This is a genomic window from Actinomadura violacea (assembly GCF_017573465.1).
GTDB lineage: Bacteria > Actinomycetota > Actinomycetes > Streptosporangiales > Streptosporangiaceae > Spirillospora > Spirillospora violacea.
On the sequence record NZ_JAGEPF010000018.1, the window covers coordinates 1 to 15,514 of the forward strand.

At 71.7% G+C, this 15,514-nt stretch carries 15 protein-coding genes and 1 pseudogene; 8 read left to right on the top strand and 8 right to left on the bottom strand.

What is annotated here, in order from left to right:
* Positions 1–15 precede the first annotated feature (15 nt).
* Positions 16–447: a hypothetical protein gene (locus J4709_RS28100; protein ID WP_208244817.1), complete on the bottom strand. Its 432-nt coding sequence runs from the start codon at positions 445–447 to the stop codon at positions 16–18.
* A gap of 382 nt (positions 448–829) precedes the next feature.
* Here J4709_RS28100 and J4709_RS56205 point away from each other — a divergent pair.
* Positions 830–1,024, top strand: a pseudogene (locus J4709_RS56205) (hypothetical protein); the annotation flags it as partial.
* An 82-nt stretch (positions 1,025–1,106) separates the two neighbouring features.
* On the opposite strand, the gene J4709_RS28110 reads toward J4709_RS56205, so the two are convergent.
* Positions 1,107–2,342 (bottom strand): phosphotransferase family protein, encoded by a 1,236-nt coding sequence (locus J4709_RS28110; protein ID WP_307801617.1) that lies wholly within the window; start codon positions 2,340–2,342, stop codon positions 1,107–1,109.
* Between the two features lie 179 nt (positions 2,343–2,521).
* On the opposite strand from J4709_RS28110, the gene J4709_RS28115 reads away from it, so the two are divergent.
* Positions 2,522–2,794 carry a hypothetical protein gene (locus tag J4709_RS28115; RefSeq protein ID WP_208244818.1) on the top strand — a complete coding sequence of 91 codons (273 nt, stop codon included), beginning with the start codon at positions 2,522–2,524 and terminating at the stop codon, positions 2,792–2,794.
* Here the strand turns inward: J4709_RS28115 and J4709_RS28120 are convergent.
* From J4709_RS28120 to J4709_RS28140, 5 genes are all read right to left on the bottom strand, one after another.
* Entirely contained in the window at positions 2,775–3,368 is a 594-nt protein-coding gene (locus J4709_RS28120) for a hypothetical protein (RefSeq protein WP_208244819.1), read from the bottom strand. The genes J4709_RS28115 and J4709_RS28120 overlap by 20 nt on opposite strands.
* A 954-nt stretch (positions 3,369–4,322) precedes the next feature.
* A complete protein-coding gene (locus J4709_RS28125; protein ID WP_208244820.1) occupies positions 4,323–4,670 on the bottom strand; it encodes a hypothetical protein in 348 nt (115 codons plus the stop codon).
* An 82-nt stretch (positions 4,671–4,752) separates the two neighbouring features.
* The gene (locus J4709_RS28130; RefSeq protein WP_208244821.1) at positions 4,753–6,009 is read right to left on the bottom strand and encodes a tyrosine-type recombinase/integrase; all 1,257 of its coding nucleotides are present in this window, start codon (positions 6,007–6,009) and stop codon (positions 4,753–4,755) included.
* Complete coding sequence (locus J4709_RS28135; protein WP_208244822.1) at positions 6,006–6,758, bottom strand: hypothetical protein; 753 nt, start codon at positions 6,756–6,758, stop codon at positions 6,006–6,008. Before J4709_RS28135 ends, J4709_RS28130 begins: the two co-directional genes overlap by 4 nt.
* A gap of 70 nt (positions 6,759–6,828) precedes the next feature.
* Positions 6,829–7,335, bottom strand: coding sequence for a hypothetical protein (locus J4709_RS28140; RefSeq protein WP_208244823.1), 507 nt, complete (start codon positions 7,333–7,335; stop codon positions 6,829–6,831).
* Positions 7,336–7,985: 650 nt separating this feature from the next.
* Here J4709_RS28140 and J4709_RS28145 point away from each other — a divergent pair.
* The 4 genes from J4709_RS28145 (at position 7,986) to J4709_RS28160 (ending at position 11,726) form a co-directional block, all read left to right on the top strand.
* Entirely contained in the window at positions 7,986–8,360 is a 375-nt protein-coding gene (locus J4709_RS28145; protein WP_208244824.1) for a hypothetical protein, read from the top strand.
* Positions 8,361–8,485: 125 nt separating this feature from the next.
* Complete coding sequence (locus J4709_RS28150; protein ID WP_208244825.1) at positions 8,486–9,109, top strand: DUF6283 family protein; 624 nt, start codon at positions 8,486–8,488, stop codon at positions 9,107–9,109.
* Positions 9,106–11,226, top strand: coding sequence for a hypothetical protein (locus J4709_RS28155; RefSeq protein WP_208244826.1), 2,121 nt, complete (start codon positions 9,106–9,108; stop codon positions 11,224–11,226). Before J4709_RS28150 ends, J4709_RS28155 begins: the two co-directional genes overlap by 4 nt.
* A 116-nt stretch (positions 11,227–11,342) precedes the next feature.
* Positions 11,343–11,726 carry a hypothetical protein gene (locus J4709_RS28160; RefSeq protein WP_208244827.1) on the top strand — a complete coding sequence of 128 codons (384 nt, stop codon included), beginning with the start codon at positions 11,343–11,345 and terminating at the stop codon, positions 11,724–11,726.
* Positions 11,727–12,387: 661 nt separating this feature from the next.
* On the opposite strand, the gene J4709_RS28165 is transcribed toward J4709_RS28160, so the two are convergent.
* Complete coding sequence (locus J4709_RS28165) at positions 12,388–13,491, bottom strand: PIN domain-containing protein (protein ID WP_208244828.1); 1,104 nt, start codon at positions 13,489–13,491, stop codon at positions 12,388–12,390.
* Between the two features lie 410 nt (positions 13,492–13,901).
* On the opposite strand from J4709_RS28165, the gene J4709_RS28170 reads away from it, so the two are divergent.
* Both J4709_RS28170 and J4709_RS28175 read left to right on the top strand, forming a co-directional pair.
* Entirely contained in the window at positions 13,902–14,540 is a 639-nt protein-coding gene (locus J4709_RS28170; RefSeq protein WP_208244829.1) for a TauD/TfdA dioxygenase family protein, read from the top strand.
* Positions 14,540–15,460 carry a hypothetical protein gene (locus tag J4709_RS28175; RefSeq protein ID WP_208244830.1) on the top strand — a complete coding sequence of 307 codons (921 nt, stop codon included), beginning with the start codon at positions 14,540–14,542 and terminating at the stop codon, positions 15,458–15,460. The genes J4709_RS28170 and J4709_RS28175 overlap by 1 nt, the downstream gene beginning before the upstream one ends.
* Positions 15,461–15,514: the final 54 nt, after the last annotated feature.

The following is a 15,514-nucleotide window of genomic DNA, read 5'->3' on the forward strand; positions in this document are numbered from 1 at the left end:
GGCCGCAGAGATTCATCACGCCGGCCTCGCCAACGAACCCTGGGTGAACTCGCCAACGATCTCCGGAAACCCACGGGAAAGGCGAGCCCGTAGAAAGATCATCCGCCAACCATCGCTGGGCGTCACACCGAGGAAGCGGATCAGCGTGGCCAGCAGGGGAGGAGCGGTCAGGCAGACCACGACCGCATCTGCGACCCGGTCGAGCCGGCAGACCTCATCGCGGCGCCCGCTGGCGAGCACCACGATGAGGCACTGGCCTCCTATCGTTCCGGCGAGAAGGACGAACGCGGCCACCGCAAGGGCCAGCCCGGCGAAGCCGATCTGCAGTACAGCCCAGGCGCTCACCACGCCGCAGCCGCTCGCGTACACGATCGACGCAAGGGCAAGACGACGCCCGCGACGGCGCGGCGACCTGATGGAATCCTCCGATCTCGGCTGATTCGTCATAGACGTCATCACAGCATGCGAAGCGTTGCGACGAGGTGCAGTAGCAGGTCCTGGCCCTGGCCGCCTCCGACCTAGGCGATCCATTCACGCTCTTTTCGCCTCGTGAGCTCCATGAAGCGGCCGTTGACACCGCCGGCTTGCGGACGACGAATGCTCCGCCCGCCCCCGGGAGGTGAAGCGCCGGGCCCCTCCCTTTGGTGGGGCCCGGCGTTTGGTGATGCCGTGGTTCGTCGCGAAGGCTCCGGCTGCGGCTCGACTCAGGGTTGTTCGGGCGGTCGCGTGCGGCGGGCAGCGCTGGCGCGCTCGCTGAGTCAGTCGGCTTGGCGAGGGTGAGGGAGGCGGTGGCCGCGGCGGCGGCGTGTTCGGGGTCGCCGGCGCGCAGGTGCGGTTCATCATCGCGCCCGCCGACGGGACCCTCACCGCGATCACCGGCCTTCCCCACGGCGAGCCCGACGTGCCCGACGTCCGGGTCCGCGCCGCCGCCGGCGACCAGGTCGAACCGGCCGTCAGCAACCGCGGCCGCCTGGGATCCTTCGTCGTCACCGGAGACGACCCGCAGCGCCTCGAGCAGCGCGCCGACGCGCTGGCGCGCTGGCGCGCGGCATCCACGTCACCGTCAACGGCGCCGACGTCGCAGCGGGCCGGGCGGGGCTGGCGAGTCAGGTCAGCGCGGACACCACCGCGGCCATCTCCTGATAGGAGCGGGTCACCGCGTCGTGGTGGCCGAGCCGGAACCGCTCCAGACGCAGCGCCCCGACATGCCGGGCCTCATAGATCCGCGAGCGCAGCACCGCGCCCGGGGACGTGCGGTCGAGCCGGCCGTACCCGTCCCAGAACCCGCGCCGCTCGTCGTCCTTGGCGGTCGCCATGCGGACGGTCCAATCAGCGGAGACCTCCCCGAACCACGTGCGATCGAAGTCCAGCACCCCGCTGATCATCGGCGCCGGCGCGGTGTCCGACAGCATCACGTTGACCGTCCACAGGTCCCCGGTGAGCAGCCGCGGCTCGGTGACCTCATCCAGCACGGCGCGGTGCTCGGCGGCGACCGCGGCGACCTTGCGGAGGTCGGCGGCGTCCAAGCCGACGCTGTCCACGTCGGCGGCGATGTCCTCCAACGACGCCAGCACCGCCTGCGACCAGGTCGCGTGCCCCGGGCCAGCGACCGGCCCGAAGTGCGGGCCCCGCACGGCGTGCACCGCGGCGGTGATCTCGCCGAGCTGCGCGAAGTACCCGCCCCAGATCCGCCGCGGATACTCCGACAGCCGTTCGGGTGCCGGAACCCCGGCCAGCAGGCTCTGCACCATGTAGTCCCGGCCGATCACCGTGTGGGACCAGTCCGCGGCGATCACCCGCGGCATCAGCGCAGCGATCGGCGTCAGCCACGGCACCGACGCCAGCTCGTTGCGCATCAACTCCCGCTCACTGCGGAACTGCCGGCCCGGCTCCGGCGCCACCCGCAAGATCACCGGCTCAGCGCCCGCGACCTGGACGCGGTAGGTGGAGTTGTACATCCCCGCACCCAGCTCCACGGCGGACGTCACCTGGCAGCCGGCTCCGAACACCCGCCGCATCACCGCGCGGATCTCCTCGCCCGTCAGGGACTCTTGGAACGCCCCTTCGCCCCGGGCGATCGGCTGGTAATCGAGCGGTATGTCCTGGACGGGAGCGATACGGGCCTGCCGGTCCGCGGCGTCGATCCCACGTGACCGCAGGTCGGCGTACACGGTGTCGCGACGGACATCGGCCGCACGCGCCAGAGCGGCGACATTGCGGATCCCCGCCCACCAGGCGGCGGCGAGCAAGTCGGCGCGGTCCTGTGGGAGACGGTTGCGGCGGGCGACCCATCCGCCGAGCGCAGCCAGGGCCTGCCGAGAGGCGGCATCATCAATGTCCACCCATCCAACCTATGTCGACCCATTCGACATGTCGAGTGAGTCGACATTATCCGTGCCGGATACAGCGACTCGTAGGCCTGGGCCAAAGGTCAGCTCTTCCCCGCACTGCACGTAGCGATCTGGAAGATCATCCGCGGATGACCTGTGGTCGAAGGGCTCTGTCGCTACCGTCCAGGGCCATGACCACGATCTCGATGCCCCTGTCGCCGGGCCCTTTCGGCCCGGCGATGCTCGGCACGGTGCGGTTGACTCCCATGCTCTCGGAGCCCGTGCATGAATTGATCTGCCAGGACTGCCCGTGGGCACTCAGCATCGGCCCGCGCCCCGTCGCCGTCCTGGTGGCGGCCTCTCACTCGCGAAAGGTCCATGACACCGCGGTGTGCGGTGACCTTGATTTGCCCAGCGAAGCGGCCCCTGCCGCCAAGACGGGCTCTACGGCAACTCGACCTTGACCGGGACGGTCCAGTCCGGCAGGCCGTCCTTGCGGCCGACCAACTCCAGCACGAACGGATGCTCGGCGCGCTCGGCCTGCCAGGACTCGCCAGTCATGGAGGTCCAGTGCGGCGGCCGGGTCGGCTTCAGAACGAACTGGCGTCGTTGGCCGACTCGTAGCGCGCCGCACCGGACGGTGCGGCCGTGCTCGTCGGCGCCGTCGCCGCCATGGACGAACTGGTGGGTCGCCCAGACCTGCGCGGCGATCTCCTCCGCGCTCGGCCCGCCGGGGGAGACCGGCGCGCGGCCGGGGATGTCGTCGCGGACGCTGATGGTGATGGCATCCAGGCCGCCGAGTTCCACCGGCCCGGACAGCTCGATCCACACGTCGACATGGTCGAGGTTGCCCGGCCGGGCGGTGATGGTGACGTGCGGGGTCAGCTCACCGTGGCGGCGGTCGGCTTCGATCCGGCTGGTCGTCTGGTCAGCCGCGGCCGACCGGTGCGCCGCCCTCCAGGCGAGGACGCTGACCGGGACGCTGAAGGCGGTACCGACGATAGAGACGCCGAGCCCGGCGAGGGCGATGGGATCCACCTGCGGCACGGTAGCCGCGGCGCCAGCCCGCCAACACCGGAACACCAAACGGCGGCTGCGCCGGTGGGAGTCCGGCAACAACCGCGATAGTGGCAGCCGTGACGCCGACTGCGATAGCGCGCATGTACGGCTCCTTTTCCGACTCGGGCCGTGGATCCCCAGGCTGTGGGATGGAGTCTTACGTGCCGTTCCACTGCCGCGCGGGCACTGATACCGGCAAGAGTCCCGGCGGTGACGTCGTTCTCACCGGCCGGTAACAAGGGCCGGCTGGGCGGCTGCTCTTGGCGTCACCTGGATTCTGTCGGCAGCCCGGCGTAGAGTTGCGCCCGTTGGATCTACAGCCCCGCTCAGGCGGGGATGGTCCTTGGTTTTGTGTGGCCGGCAAGTTGGCCCCGCGTATGCGGGGGTACCCCAAGCCAGGTGATGGTGCGAAATGCTCCCCGCGAGAGCGGGGGTGATCCGGCTGCTAGGGGTAGTTGACCCTGACGTTTGGATCTTGCTCCCCGCGAGAGCGGGGGTGTGGCGCCGCCTTCGGGCGGCGCGGATCACAGCCAGGTAGCGCCCAGTGGACGCGACAAGGGCCCCGGTGCCGAAGCGCCGGGGCCCTTGCTTTCCCTCAAAGGGGCGATGATCGCGGGTTCGCGGGCGGATTCAGCAACAAACCCAACCAGTTGCGATCCCTCAAAGGGGCGATGAAGAAATATGCAGATCGGGTGAAGAAACTCGATCAGTTGCGAACCCTCATAGGGTCAATGAGTTCCCTACGTTAGCACCGTTCTCGCGCGCCGTGATGCCATGGGCGCGCTTTCCTTCCTGGCCGATCCCGACCAGCGCTCAGCTTCCTGGTCCGGGGGATCTGGCCAGGTCGCCGGGGATGGCGTCCAGCAGTTCGCGCGGCCCTGCGGGCCGGGGGAGGGAAGTCGCCAGGAACAGCGGAGCACCCTCCTGGGGCAGCTACCGGTCGTTCTGGACCCGACTGTCACCCTCGCGGCTGGCCGCCGTGGCCTGGTCGATAACCGCGAGCTCATGCGGCTCCATCTCGCATGAACGCACCGTTCCCGCGCGGGGAGTAGGCCCGTCATCGATCAGCGTGATCGACACCCCGGCAGCCCTCATCGTGGTCCCTAGCACCGCAACCTGATCGTCCGGCATCTCGGTCACGTTCGTCATGAGCTCGACCTCGGACGGAGCGATACCGTCCTGCGCGGCCCCCTCCACCAGCATCCGGACCATCTGGTCCACCTCGGTCTCAAAGGGCAGCCCTTCAGGGCGCACCACATACCCGGAACCCGGAATCTGCATAGCTACGTAGCGTAACCACGCTCACACGTGAGCGCAGACGCTTGAAGTTCTCCAGGCCAAGATCAGAGGTATGGATCGGGGGTCAGCCGCCTTGTTGGGTTGACCGCTCGGGGAGCCCGCTGAGGGTGGGGTGGGCGAGGATCCAGGTGTAGAGGATCTCGTGTAGGCGGCCGTCCCAGTGCGGGCGGTTGTAGATGCCGGTGGTGGTGCCGGTGTGGCCGAGCAGGCGGCCGACGCGGGGCTCGTCGACGTCGGCGGCGCGGGCGGCGGTGCTGATGCCGGCGCGCAGGGAGTGCGCGGCCAGGGCGTCGACGACCTCGTCGGGTTGTCCGGCGTCGGCGGCGGCGTCCTTGACGGTGGTGGCGACGTACCGTTCGGACAGTGCGGTGGCGCGGACGTTGCCGCCGTTGGTGATGCCCGACAGCAGCGGCGGCGCGGCCTGGCCGGTGCGGACCCGGCGGCGCCGGGCGAGGTGGCGGCGCCGGTCGGCGGCCTCCAGCCAGGCCAAAGTGGCGCGCACTGGGCACAGCCAGGTCAGCTCGGCGGGCGCGTAGGGGATGTCGATGGTGCGGCCGGCGCCCTCCTGGTCGGTTTTGCTGTGGCCGAGGGTGATCCGCAGGCCCTGTTCGAGGAGCTCCAGGTCGTCGACCCGGATGCCGGTGAATTCGGTGCGGCGGACCCCGGCGAAGAACCCGAGCAGCAGCAGGCAGCGGTCGCGGAGCGCGATCAGGTAGGCGCGGCGGACGGCGGCGCGGGCGGCCGGGTGCGGGCGCGGCGGGACGGGACGGGCGCCGACCATGGCCGCCAGCAGGGGCAGGGAGACGGCGTCCTTGCCGGTGGCGTGGACGCCGTGGGTGCGGCGCATGCCGCGGCTGATCTGCCGGATCCACGGATGGTCGGTGGGGGTGGGCAGCCCGGCCTCGCCGTGCTTGTACCGGATCGCGGCGATCCGCTGCGCCACGGTGCGCATCGCGATGCCGGTGCGGCCCAGCTCGGCCAGGTACAGGGCGACCACCTCGACCTCGGTCGGCCGCGCCGGCACCCCGACCGGCAGGCCGAACCGGGCGCAGAACCCTTCGAACTCGGCCCAGCCGTGCGCGTACTTGCTGCGGGTGGCGGGCGCGTGCGCGGCGGCCAGGTACCCGGCGACGTCGGCGGCCAGCGCCGCCAGGTAGGCGGCGTCGGCGTCGCCGTCGGCCGGGACGCGGGCGCGCACGAACCGGGCCAGGTCCGGGGCGGCGCCGCGGCCACCGGGCGGCGCGGCGGGCACCACCTGGCCCTGCAGCGGCTCGGATCGAGGCTCGGGCGGAGGTGCGGGGGAGGCGACCAGGTCGGTCATGCAGGTCCGTCCGTCGGTGACGCGGCGGGAGACGGGGAGGGGGCGGAGTCGGCGACCGCCGCGCGCGGGCCCGCGCCGGGCTCGCCAGCGGGCTGCTCGGCGGGAGCGCCGGTCCCGGACCCGGCGACGGGGTCGGCCGGGAAGCCTGCGGAGGCGGAGGAGGAGTCGGCGTCAAAGATCAGCGGGCGCGCGGCGTAGTCGCCCAGGATGCCCAGGGTGAGGGGGGCGTGTTCGGTCTTGCCGGCCGCCGGGAGGCGGATGTCGAGTTCGGCGCGGTGGGCGCGGCTGGGGCGGTGGGTGAGTTCCTCCACGGCCGCGGTCTCCTCGGGGGTGGGGGCGATGTCCTTGAGCGTGGAGGCCGAGCGCGCGGCCGCGGTGGCGAGCGCGGGCCAGGAGACCGGATCCGGGGTGACGAACTCGCGGCCCCAGGCCACGCCGAGCGCGCGCAGCAGCTCGGCGGTGCGGGTGAGCCGGTCGGCGTGCTGCAGCATCGCGGTGACCAGGTCGGTGTTGGTGGCGGTGCCGTCGGCGGCGCCGGGCAGCAGCGCGGCGACGTCGACGCCGAGGTCGACCAGGAAGTCCAGCAGCTCGGGCGGCGGCGGCTGCCGCCGCCCGGTCCCGCCGGGCGGCCACGGCTGGCCCGGCTGGTCCCGCTCGGCGGCGGGAGCAGGGCTGGGGACGGATGAGTCGTCGCCGTCGATGGGCCGGAAGGTGTCCAGGCTGGTCAGCGAGCGCTTGCGGCGGGGCATGAGGTCCTCCAGATAGCGGGCGGGCGGCCGGGAAATGGCGGCCGGGGAACTCGCGGGCGAGGCGGCCGGGTCAGGGGCGGACGGTGCGGTGGCCGCGGGCGCAGGCGGTGAGCGGGCCCAGGCGCTCGATCAGCTCGGACCAGGAGTAGCTGCGGTCGTCGGACGGCTCGCCAGCCCGGCGCCGGGGCGACCAGCAGTCCACTGGCAGCGCCCCGAACGAGTCGCGGTCGTCGGGGTGCCGCTCCCACACCGTGCCGTCGCAGTCCACGACGTCCCGCCGCACGTCATCGGCCGGCCGGGCCGACCGGCCGGCGGGGTCGGACCAGGTCCTGGGGGAGACCCAGGACGGGTCCAGGGTGTCTAGGGAGTTGCGGCGGGCTTCGGTCAGCGCCAGCCGGGCCGCCTGGCGGCGGTGGGCCGGATCACGATAGGAGGCGACCTCGGGCAGCGCGAGCACGTCGCGCACCGTCAGGTCGGCCGCCAGCCGGCCGTGGCCGATCTCGGCGGCCGAGGCCGGGACGTGGCTCAGTGGTGGCTCCAGTGGTGGCTCCAGTGGTGGGTCCGGTGGTGGCTGCATCGGGGTCGTCTCTCCTGTGCACGGTCCGGTGGGTGCCCTGCGTCGCGGCCGTGCGGACGGCCGGGAGCATGCCCGGGGTGATGTTCGATGGGTCGGCCGGTTTCCGGCCGATGCGTCGAGAACCCTAGTACGGATGGTCAAGATCGGTCGGTCGAAACACCGCAGTGGGACGGAGTGCATCTGATCGGCGGAGATCCGGAGCCTCGGGTGCCGGGCATCCCTGGGGACGGGGGGCATCGCAGCGAGTGGAAGACGGGCGCCCGGTGAAATCTTGGATGGCGGACTGAAATCTCCAGTGGCAGCGTGCTGTCGGCGGTGCGGCCGAACCTGGGTTACCTGCGAGTAAGGTCCGGGAAGTTTCCCTTCCCGAACCCATTTCCAGGCATCCGGCCGCGTCCCTTCCGAAGCTTGGTCAACCGACTCCGTCATGCTGGGGCACGCGGCGAGTCGACCGCAGCTCCCGATGCAATGCCCGGCGTTACGACCAAGTGACCCGCCGTGCCGGGCCATCGCCAGCAGTTTCGGTCATCTGACCGAATACCAGGGCAGTGGCGCGCGTTGGCGGTCGGATGACCGCGAGGCATGAGATGATCGACGCGGCTCCGGTCATTCGGTCGGAGCGGGGGCGGCGGCGCGGAGGGAGCAGTCGGATGACCGCTGAGCGGGTGCGGGACCGGGAGCCCGCAGTCGGTACGCCGGCCGCGGCCGGTGCCGCCCGTCCCGGCGGCGGGGAGCGCCCGGCGCCGTGGGTGTGGCTGATCAACCTCGGGATGGGGCCGCAGTTCCATGCGTTACCGGCGGCCGACGACCCCAGAGCGGCGCGTCCGCGCGGCTTGGAGGCGGTCACCTGGCCGACCGTGGACGCCGCCGCGGCGTGCGGCCACGACGGCCGGTTCCGGCGCGGCGCCTTCCAGCACGCCGACCTGCCGCGCTGCCCGGGCTGCTGCGCGGCCACCGGCACCGAGGAGGGCTACGGGCCCCGGCCCGGCGCGCCGGCCGGCACCACCGGCGGGAGCGCCCGATGACTCCGCGGGACCTCGCGCCCTGCGGCGACAGCGAGAACAGCGCCGGGAACGGCACCGGCGACACCAGCCTGAACAGCGCCCCGAACAGTGCCCCGAACAGTGGTGGAAACCGCAGGGGAAACAGCATGCGGAACCGCACAGAGGACGGCGCTGAGGACCGCGCGCGGATGCGGTTCCCCGTCGCCGGCTTCCCTCAGCCGCCCGCGGCCCGTCCGCTGCCGCGCCGGAGCGGTCCGTGCCGGGAGTGCCCGGCGGTCAAGGCGCACGCCACGCAGGTGGTGTCGCGGTTCCCGGCGGCGATGTGGCGGTTCCTGCGCGCCACCATTCAGGCGCCGGACGGAGGCTCGGCGGGACCGGACGCGCCGCTGTTCGGCTGCCACGACGGGATGCCCGGCGCCGCCGGCGCCGGGCTGGACGGAGTGTGCGCCGGGTGGCTGGCGGCCTTTGGGCACCGCAGCCTGAAGGTCCGGCTCGCCGAACTGCAGGGCCGGGTGCCGGCCTCGGCGCTGGCGCCCGCGGCGGGCTGGCCCGAGCTGTGGGAGGACTGGGACGCCATGGCGGCGGCGTGCACGCTGCGGCCCGGCGACTCGCTGAAGCACCTGCCGCCCGCTCTGCGGCAGATCACCCGGTGGGAGTGGGCCGGAGTCGCGCCGGAGGACCTCGACCGGGTGGTCGCCGAGTTGATGGCGGCCCCGCGAGCGCCGTCGCGATCGTGTGCACCGACGAGCAGGGAGACGACGGCCGAATGACCGTGAGCGAACAGACGGGCGACAAGCCAGCCGGACGGCCTGCCCGGGAGCCGGACGCGCCGCTCGGGCCGGGCGCGCTGTGGGGGCTGGCGCAGGTCCGCGCCTACACCGGGGTCGGCAAGGAGAAGGCGCGGACCTGGTGGCAGGCCACCCGCCGGCGCGCCGCCGACCCGGCCGCGGCCGCGGCCGCCGACGCGCTGCCGGTCCCGGCCTTCCTGCTCGCCGAGGGCGAGGGCACCGCGGGGTTCTTCTCCGTGCGCGGCGACCGGCACGTCCGGGACTGGTGGACGATCCCCAAGGTCCGGCCGCTGTGGCGGCCCGAGACCATCGCGCTGTGGGCGGCCATCACCGGCCGCGCGGTGCGCGCCGGCGGCGCGCTGTCGGACGAGTACCGGCTGCCGGTGCCGATGTGGGTGGACCTGCCACCGCTGCCCGAGCCGCTACCGCGGGCCACCGATGAGCTGGTGCGCCTGGACTGGCCCGGCTACACCCCGAGCGACCTGCACGTCCGCATCTTCGACGGGCCGTTGCCCGCGGACCAGACGGACGCGTTCACCCACCCCGGCGGCATGAGCGGTGCGAGGAAGACGCACACGCCGGGCGTTGCGCGCATCCCCAGGAACCCGGGCGGGGCGGTGCAGGCCCACCGCACCGTGGTGGTGCTGGCGATGCCCGACGGCGCCACCCTGCCCCCCACCGTCTGGGCCGAGGAGATCGCCGCGCACCTGCTGTCGACCGGGCGGCTCAGCATCGAGCAGGCGCGCCGCGCGTGCTGGTTCGCGCTCCTGTCCACCTCACGCCCGTTCCTGAACGAGGACAACCGCCTGATCGTGCTGCCGGATGCGTACTACCTCGGATTCGCGATCACCGACGCCGCCGCGCTGGCCGACGCGCCGGCCCTGGTCCGCCAGCGGCACCGGCTGACCGCCGCGCTGGACCGCCGCGCCGACCGGCCGGCCGGCGGCCCGCTCAGCGACCCGCGCGTCGAACGCGCCGACTTGGACGACATCGACGCGCTGATCGGCCGCCGCCTGGAGATCTATCCCCGCGGCAGCTACACCGCCGACACGGTCGCGCGGTTCACCGCGCACGAGCGTCCGGTCCAGGAGCCCTGGGACCCCGAGCACCTGGCCGCCGACCTGGAGCACCTGCCGGTGCTGCACGCCGCGGTCCAGGACGCGGCCGCCGGCGAGCAGCCGCCCGCGCGAGCGAAGGCTCTGCGGGAAACGGCTGCGGGGGAGACGGCTCTTCCCGAGCCGGTTCTGCGGGTGGCGCGTGATTGGGTCGCCGCCCACGCCCACCATCTCCTGAACGGCGGCTACCTGGACCCGGTCGGTACGAGCGAGCGGGACGCGGTGATCCGCGTCATGCCCGCGCCCACCGACGCCGACCGCGCTCTGGTCGCCCGGCTCATTGCAGATGAGGAGCCGTACCTGTACCCGATGGCGGTGCGCGACCTGCTCGCCGTGCGCGCCGCCCACGACCACGCCGCCGAGACCGGACAGCCCTCGGAGTTGGCGGCCGCGCTCGCGCACGCCGCCGACCGCATCGCCCTGCACCACCGGCAGCAGATCGGGGGCCGCGCGCAACTGCAGCAGTGGATCCCGGCCCGGGTCGACGCGCCCGGCCCCGCGCCGCTACCGCTCCCAACCCCCGACACCTCCGCCGACGCTGGTATCGAGGCAGCCCCGGACGCCGCTCCGGACGCCGCGGCCTACCTGGCGACCGTGTCCTGGTGGGGGCCGTCGGCCGACGACCGAGAGCACGCCGGCCTGCTGGCGGCGCTGTTCTACCGGCACGAACTCGACGCCGGGACCCGGCACGGCTACGACCCGTTCGGCCGCCTGGTGCTGTGGTGCCCCCAAGCCCGTGCCTTCGGCGTGGCCTGGCCGGTCACCGACCACACCGCCGACCTGCAGGACCCGCAGTACCGGTTCACCGCGCTGGGCGACGGCCGCGTCGACCTGGCCCCTCTCCAGGACCCGCGACGTCGCCGCTGCGAGAACGGCGGGATGGGCAAGACCGTCACGACGATGAACGCAGTGGACGTACCCGATGCGTTCGGAGCCGGGCCCCTCATCATCGACCTCGACGGACAGTCGCCCTCAGCCGGATGACGCGGCAGCGGCGGGCACGGCGGTCGGGAGCCGCTGCCCGCCGTCCCCGCTTTGCCGCCGCAGGCGGGGCGCCCGCGCCCGACCGAGACATAGTGTTCCGCTGCCACATCAGCCCCGTGCACGCGCGCATCGCGGAGGACGACCACCTGATGGTTGAGATCCGCTGCCTCGGTGCAGTTACCGGACCGAGCCAGCGGCAGTTGTTGATCACCATGAGTGGGATCGCGGTTGTGGCGGCCTCGGTGACCCGGATGATCCATCTGGATCCGGCCGAGACCGTCAGCGGAGCTGGGAAAGATGGTGCTGCTGGTGGTGGCGACGCTGCTCACCGCGTCACTGGCCGCGGTAGGGGCATAGCTGGTCAGACGCCTGCGATAGGGGAGCAAGGGCCCCGACACCACAGGGCCAAGCCCGGCCTCGGTAACTCTTCATTGCTCTTTACCTATGACAAGATCCAGGGCGGCGAACTTCTGGCGCACCCCTGTGACCTGCTGCTTTGATGTGGAACAGAGGATCTGGTTCACCAAGTCGCGCACGCGAGTGGCGTGTCTACACAGGCGCGGCGGAGGGTTATCCACACGGGGGTTAACAAATATGCCCCGCCTCCGCCTACCGTGGTCTCGCGCTTCCGCCTCGGCCGAGTCAGCTGGTCGACCGAGGATCTGGGCCTCTCGGCCGGTCTCTCCCCCTCCAGGGGAGTTCGTTCCAGGCCCAGGCAGCAGGGAGGTTCGATGGTGACGCCACCGGATGCCTCCCGCGGTGCGGAAGCGCACCCCGTCCCGGGGTCGCGGTGCCATTGCCGCCACACGGTCGCCCTTGCGGTGAGCGGTGTGGCGATCAATGGAGTCGTGGCCGTCTGGCAAGTGATCGGGCCGCTGCTCGGCCACTAGCCTCCGGGAACGGCAGGGCCCCTTGGACCGGCCGGCCCAAGGGACCCTAGCGGGGCGAAGTGGCCCGGTTCGGAGTGCAGACCAGCCGGGCCATCTTCGCGTCAACGGGGACCACGCGCTCCCGAAACCAGGACGCCGGCGCAGTACGGCCGCACCTCAATGTAGGCCAGGACCTGCAGTGCAGTCGACTCTCGGTCCCCCTACCAGCCACCGGAGTGCATGACCGGCCAGCAGAGTTGCAGGCGCTGACCGCAGGACCGGTCGTGCCGGGCTACATCTCGCCCTCGACGTGGCCATCTCGCTCTGGAGTCGGACGTCGAGCCGGGCGCCCGACGCGGTAGCGACCGCCGGGGAGCGGGGTGAAGGCGGGATGCCGCCCCAGTACCTGGACGACCTCGCGGGCGGTGAGGTCGACGTCGGTGACCGCGGCGGCGAGCGCTCCTGCGGTGAGGGGCTGCCCGCAGCGGGCCAGGTGGCGGGCGAGGGCCTGTTCGAGGGTCAGCGGGCCGTAGGGCTCGACCGCTTGCAGAGCCGCGCGGGCCTTCCCGTGGTTCTCATAGGCCTCGGATGCGGCGTCCAGCAACGGCAGGATGGCCCGCCCGGTCTGCCGAAGCCGTGTCCGGGTGCCCTCACGCGACAGCAGCCCGGCCTTGTGCACGACGAAGGCGAGCGCTGCGACCAGAGCCAGCGCCGGCGCCGGATGACGGCGGGCGAGGTCCACCACGCCGGCTCCCGCCGCACGGCCAAGGGCCAGGACGCAGCGGGCGACGATTTCGAGCAGTTCCAGGGTGTCGGTCACGGTCGCCTCGAAGCCGGCGGCGTGCAGGAAGGCGTAGGCGGTCGGCAGCCAGGTGTCGGCGAGGGTGCTGCCCAGGCCGAAGCGGGTGAACACGCTGTCGGCGGACAGGATGACCGCCGGAGCGAGGAACTCGGCGAGCGCGGCGGTTCCAAGGTCGTCGACGTCGCCCCGCAGGCGTTTGGGCAGGTCGGGGTCGGCGCGCATCAGCGGCTGGATCCTTGGATGCAGGAAGTCGCGGATCGGCAGGTCCACCACGGGCACCGTCGGCATAATCTGGCCCCACAGCGCCTCCTGCGCCAGCCGCAGTCCTTGCTCGGTGGACCGCGTGGTGGCCTCGGGCAGCCGTAGCTCTAATTCTGCTGGGACGTGCGCGGCGACAAAGGTCGGGGACCGGCCGGTGCGCGCCAACCCGGTGAACAACTCCTCTGCCCGGCCGTCGAGGGCCGCATGCCAGGCGCGGGAGGCCAGCGCGTTGGTGTCGGTGACCGCGACCAGAACCGGCGCGGGAAACAGCAGGGGATGGCGCGTCGGCGCCACCCGCCGCGGCAGACCCGAATGCTTACGTGTGCCCTCCACGGCCTCATTCTCGCCGGGCCCGGCACATCCGCGCCCCCGGATTCCTCCGATATCGCGGCCCGACCCGGCGCGGCGCTCGATCGAGTTCGATCTGCTCCTGGTCGCCGAAGGCAGGACGGTTCGCCGCCTCGTCTTCGCTCATGCTCGACACGCCGGTCGTCCTCACCCTTTACCGGAGCGGCCGGTAGGCCGGGGTCTCGCGTGTTCCGTTGGCTTCGTCGCCGACCCGCACGCCGACCCCGACACCACCGGCCACCGGATGGTCCGGCTCCCGGACCGGCGCGTCGACCTGATCCCCCTCACGGCCCGGACACCGAGGCAGCAATCCCGGTGCGGTCGTCAGAGCGGCAGGGAAGCCGGGAGCCTGATCCAGTAGACGCCCCAGCGAATCCTGCCGGTGGTGAGATGCGTTGACCGGGGAGTCCGCTACGCAGTGCAGCGATGATTGGCGCGAAACCCTTGACCGCTACGGCTTCGTCGTCCTGGACGACCATTCCCTCGCGCAGGTCGCCCCGGCCCTGGGGCGGCCTGGGACCTCTGCGCTCCTGACACCACACGACCGCCATAGGGCGGATCCTTGGAGCCTGTCCGGCGTCTACGGGCAGGATGCGTTCCCTTGGCATACCGACGGTGCGGTGTCCGCCCGCCCGCCGCGCTGGCTTGTCCTTCGCGCCGTCCAGATCAACGACGCGCCTCCGACCGAGCTGCTCGACCCCGCCCCAGCCCTGCTCGCGGAGCTGCGCCGGACCGTGCTGAAGGTGACCGACCGGCGTGGCCGGGTCCGCTATCTCCCCGCAGCCAACCACGAGCCTGAGCCAGAGTCCGGCCGCGGTGATGGTCGCTGGCGACTGCGGTGGGACCCGCGGACCTGCGTCCCACGCGCCGGCGTCACCATCGATGAGGTTTCCGCGCGCGCACCGACCGGCACCGTTCAATGGCATGAAGGACGTATCGCGATCGTGGATAATCATCGACTCATGCACCGTCGCCCTCCCGTTCCTCGTGAGAGCGAACGGGTTCTTGAACGCACCTATTTCTGGGACGAGTGATGTGGGATTACGATTCCTATATCGGCAAGGCGAAGCTGTACTTCACCCGCGCAGCCGAGCACCCCCGCGTCGACGACGACGAGATGCCGCTCTGGCTGCTGCTCGGGCTGGAGTTCCTACTCGGAGCCCCCCTGGCCAAGATCAGCCCCCTGCTGCTCGCGGACGTCGAGAAGGCCGGCGGCGCTTCGATCATGGCCGCTGCCGGATACCCCTCGAGCGCCGCGCCCCGCACGGTCCCTACTTCGACGGTCGTCTCCCGGCTCGAGATCGCAATCCCGGACTTCACTCCGGACCTCAAGAAAGAGGCGCTCGGCCTCGTCGGCCTCCGAAACGAGGAGCTCCACACCGGGAACTCGCCTCTGTCCGTCGACGCCGAGCAGTGGCTGCCCAACTTCACCCGGGTGCTGGAAGTCGTCTGCGCCCACTTGGGCCGCGACCCGGCGGACCTGATCGACCAGGAAATAATCGACCAGGGCCGCAAGCTCGTCGCCAGCCAGGACCAAAAGCTCGAAAACGAAGTCCGTAAGCGTATCAACGAGGCCAAGGCATTCTTCGAACGCCTTAAGCCCGATGAGATCTCTGGACGGCGAACACGCGGCAACGAGACACAAAGAGTACTGATTGATACCTTTCCCGAAGCGACGGCATTCCAGGTCGTCGCCTGCCCGGCATGCGGCGATCCCGGATTGGCCCGACTGGACGCCGTCCGGACCACCCGGGAACGCATCGAAGACGACGAGATCCACCAAGAGGTGGTCTACATTGCTGGCGGATTCACATGCACGACGTGCGAACTAGCCCTCTCGGGCACCCCGGAGATCCGCGCGGCGGGAATGCAACAGCAGTACATCCGAAGGTTCCATGAAGAGGCACGGGATCGATACCTGGATGCCTACGAGCCCGACTACGGGAACGACTGAGGCTTCAAAGAAGCCGCCGCCGCGATGAGCTGGCCTGGCTCGCGAAGCCAGGCC

Bases quoted from the DNA above. Each gene is read 5' to 3' on its own strand.
- J4709_RS28100 (WP_208244817.1), bottom strand. From the start codon at position 447: ATGACGAATCAGCCGAGATCGGAGGATTCCATCAGGTCGCCGCGCCGT.
- J4709_RS28115 (WP_208244818.1), top strand. From the start codon at position 2,522: ATGACCACGATCTCGATGCCCCTGTCGCCGGGCCCTTTCGGCCCGGCG.
- J4709_RS28125 (WP_208244820.1), bottom strand. From the start codon at position 4,670: ATGCAGATTCCGGGTTCCGGGTATGTGGTGCGCCCTGAAGGGCTGCCC.
- J4709_RS28130 (WP_208244821.1), bottom strand. From the start codon at position 6,009: ATGACCGACCTGGTCGCCTCCCCCGCACCTCCGCCCGAGCCTCGATCC.
- J4709_RS28135 (WP_208244822.1), bottom strand. From the start codon at position 6,758: ATGCCCCGCCGCAAGCGCTCGCTGACCAGCCTGGACACCTTCCGGCCC.
- J4709_RS28140 (WP_208244823.1), bottom strand. From the start codon at position 7,335: ATGCAGCCACCACCGGACCCACCACTGGAGCCACCACTGGAGCCACCA.
- J4709_RS28145 (WP_208244824.1), top strand. From the start codon at position 7,986: ATGACCGCTGAGCGGGTGCGGGACCGGGAGCCCGCAGTCGGTACGCCG.
- J4709_RS28150 (WP_208244825.1), top strand. From the start codon at position 8,486: ATGCGGAACCGCACAGAGGACGGCGCTGAGGACCGCGCGCGGATGCGG.
- J4709_RS28155 (WP_208244826.1), top strand. From the start codon at position 9,106: ATGACCGTGAGCGAACAGACGGGCGACAAGCCAGCCGGACGGCCTGCC.
- J4709_RS28175 (WP_208244830.1), top strand. From the start codon at position 14,540: ATGTGGGATTACGATTCCTATATCGGCAAGGCGAAGCTGTACTTCACC.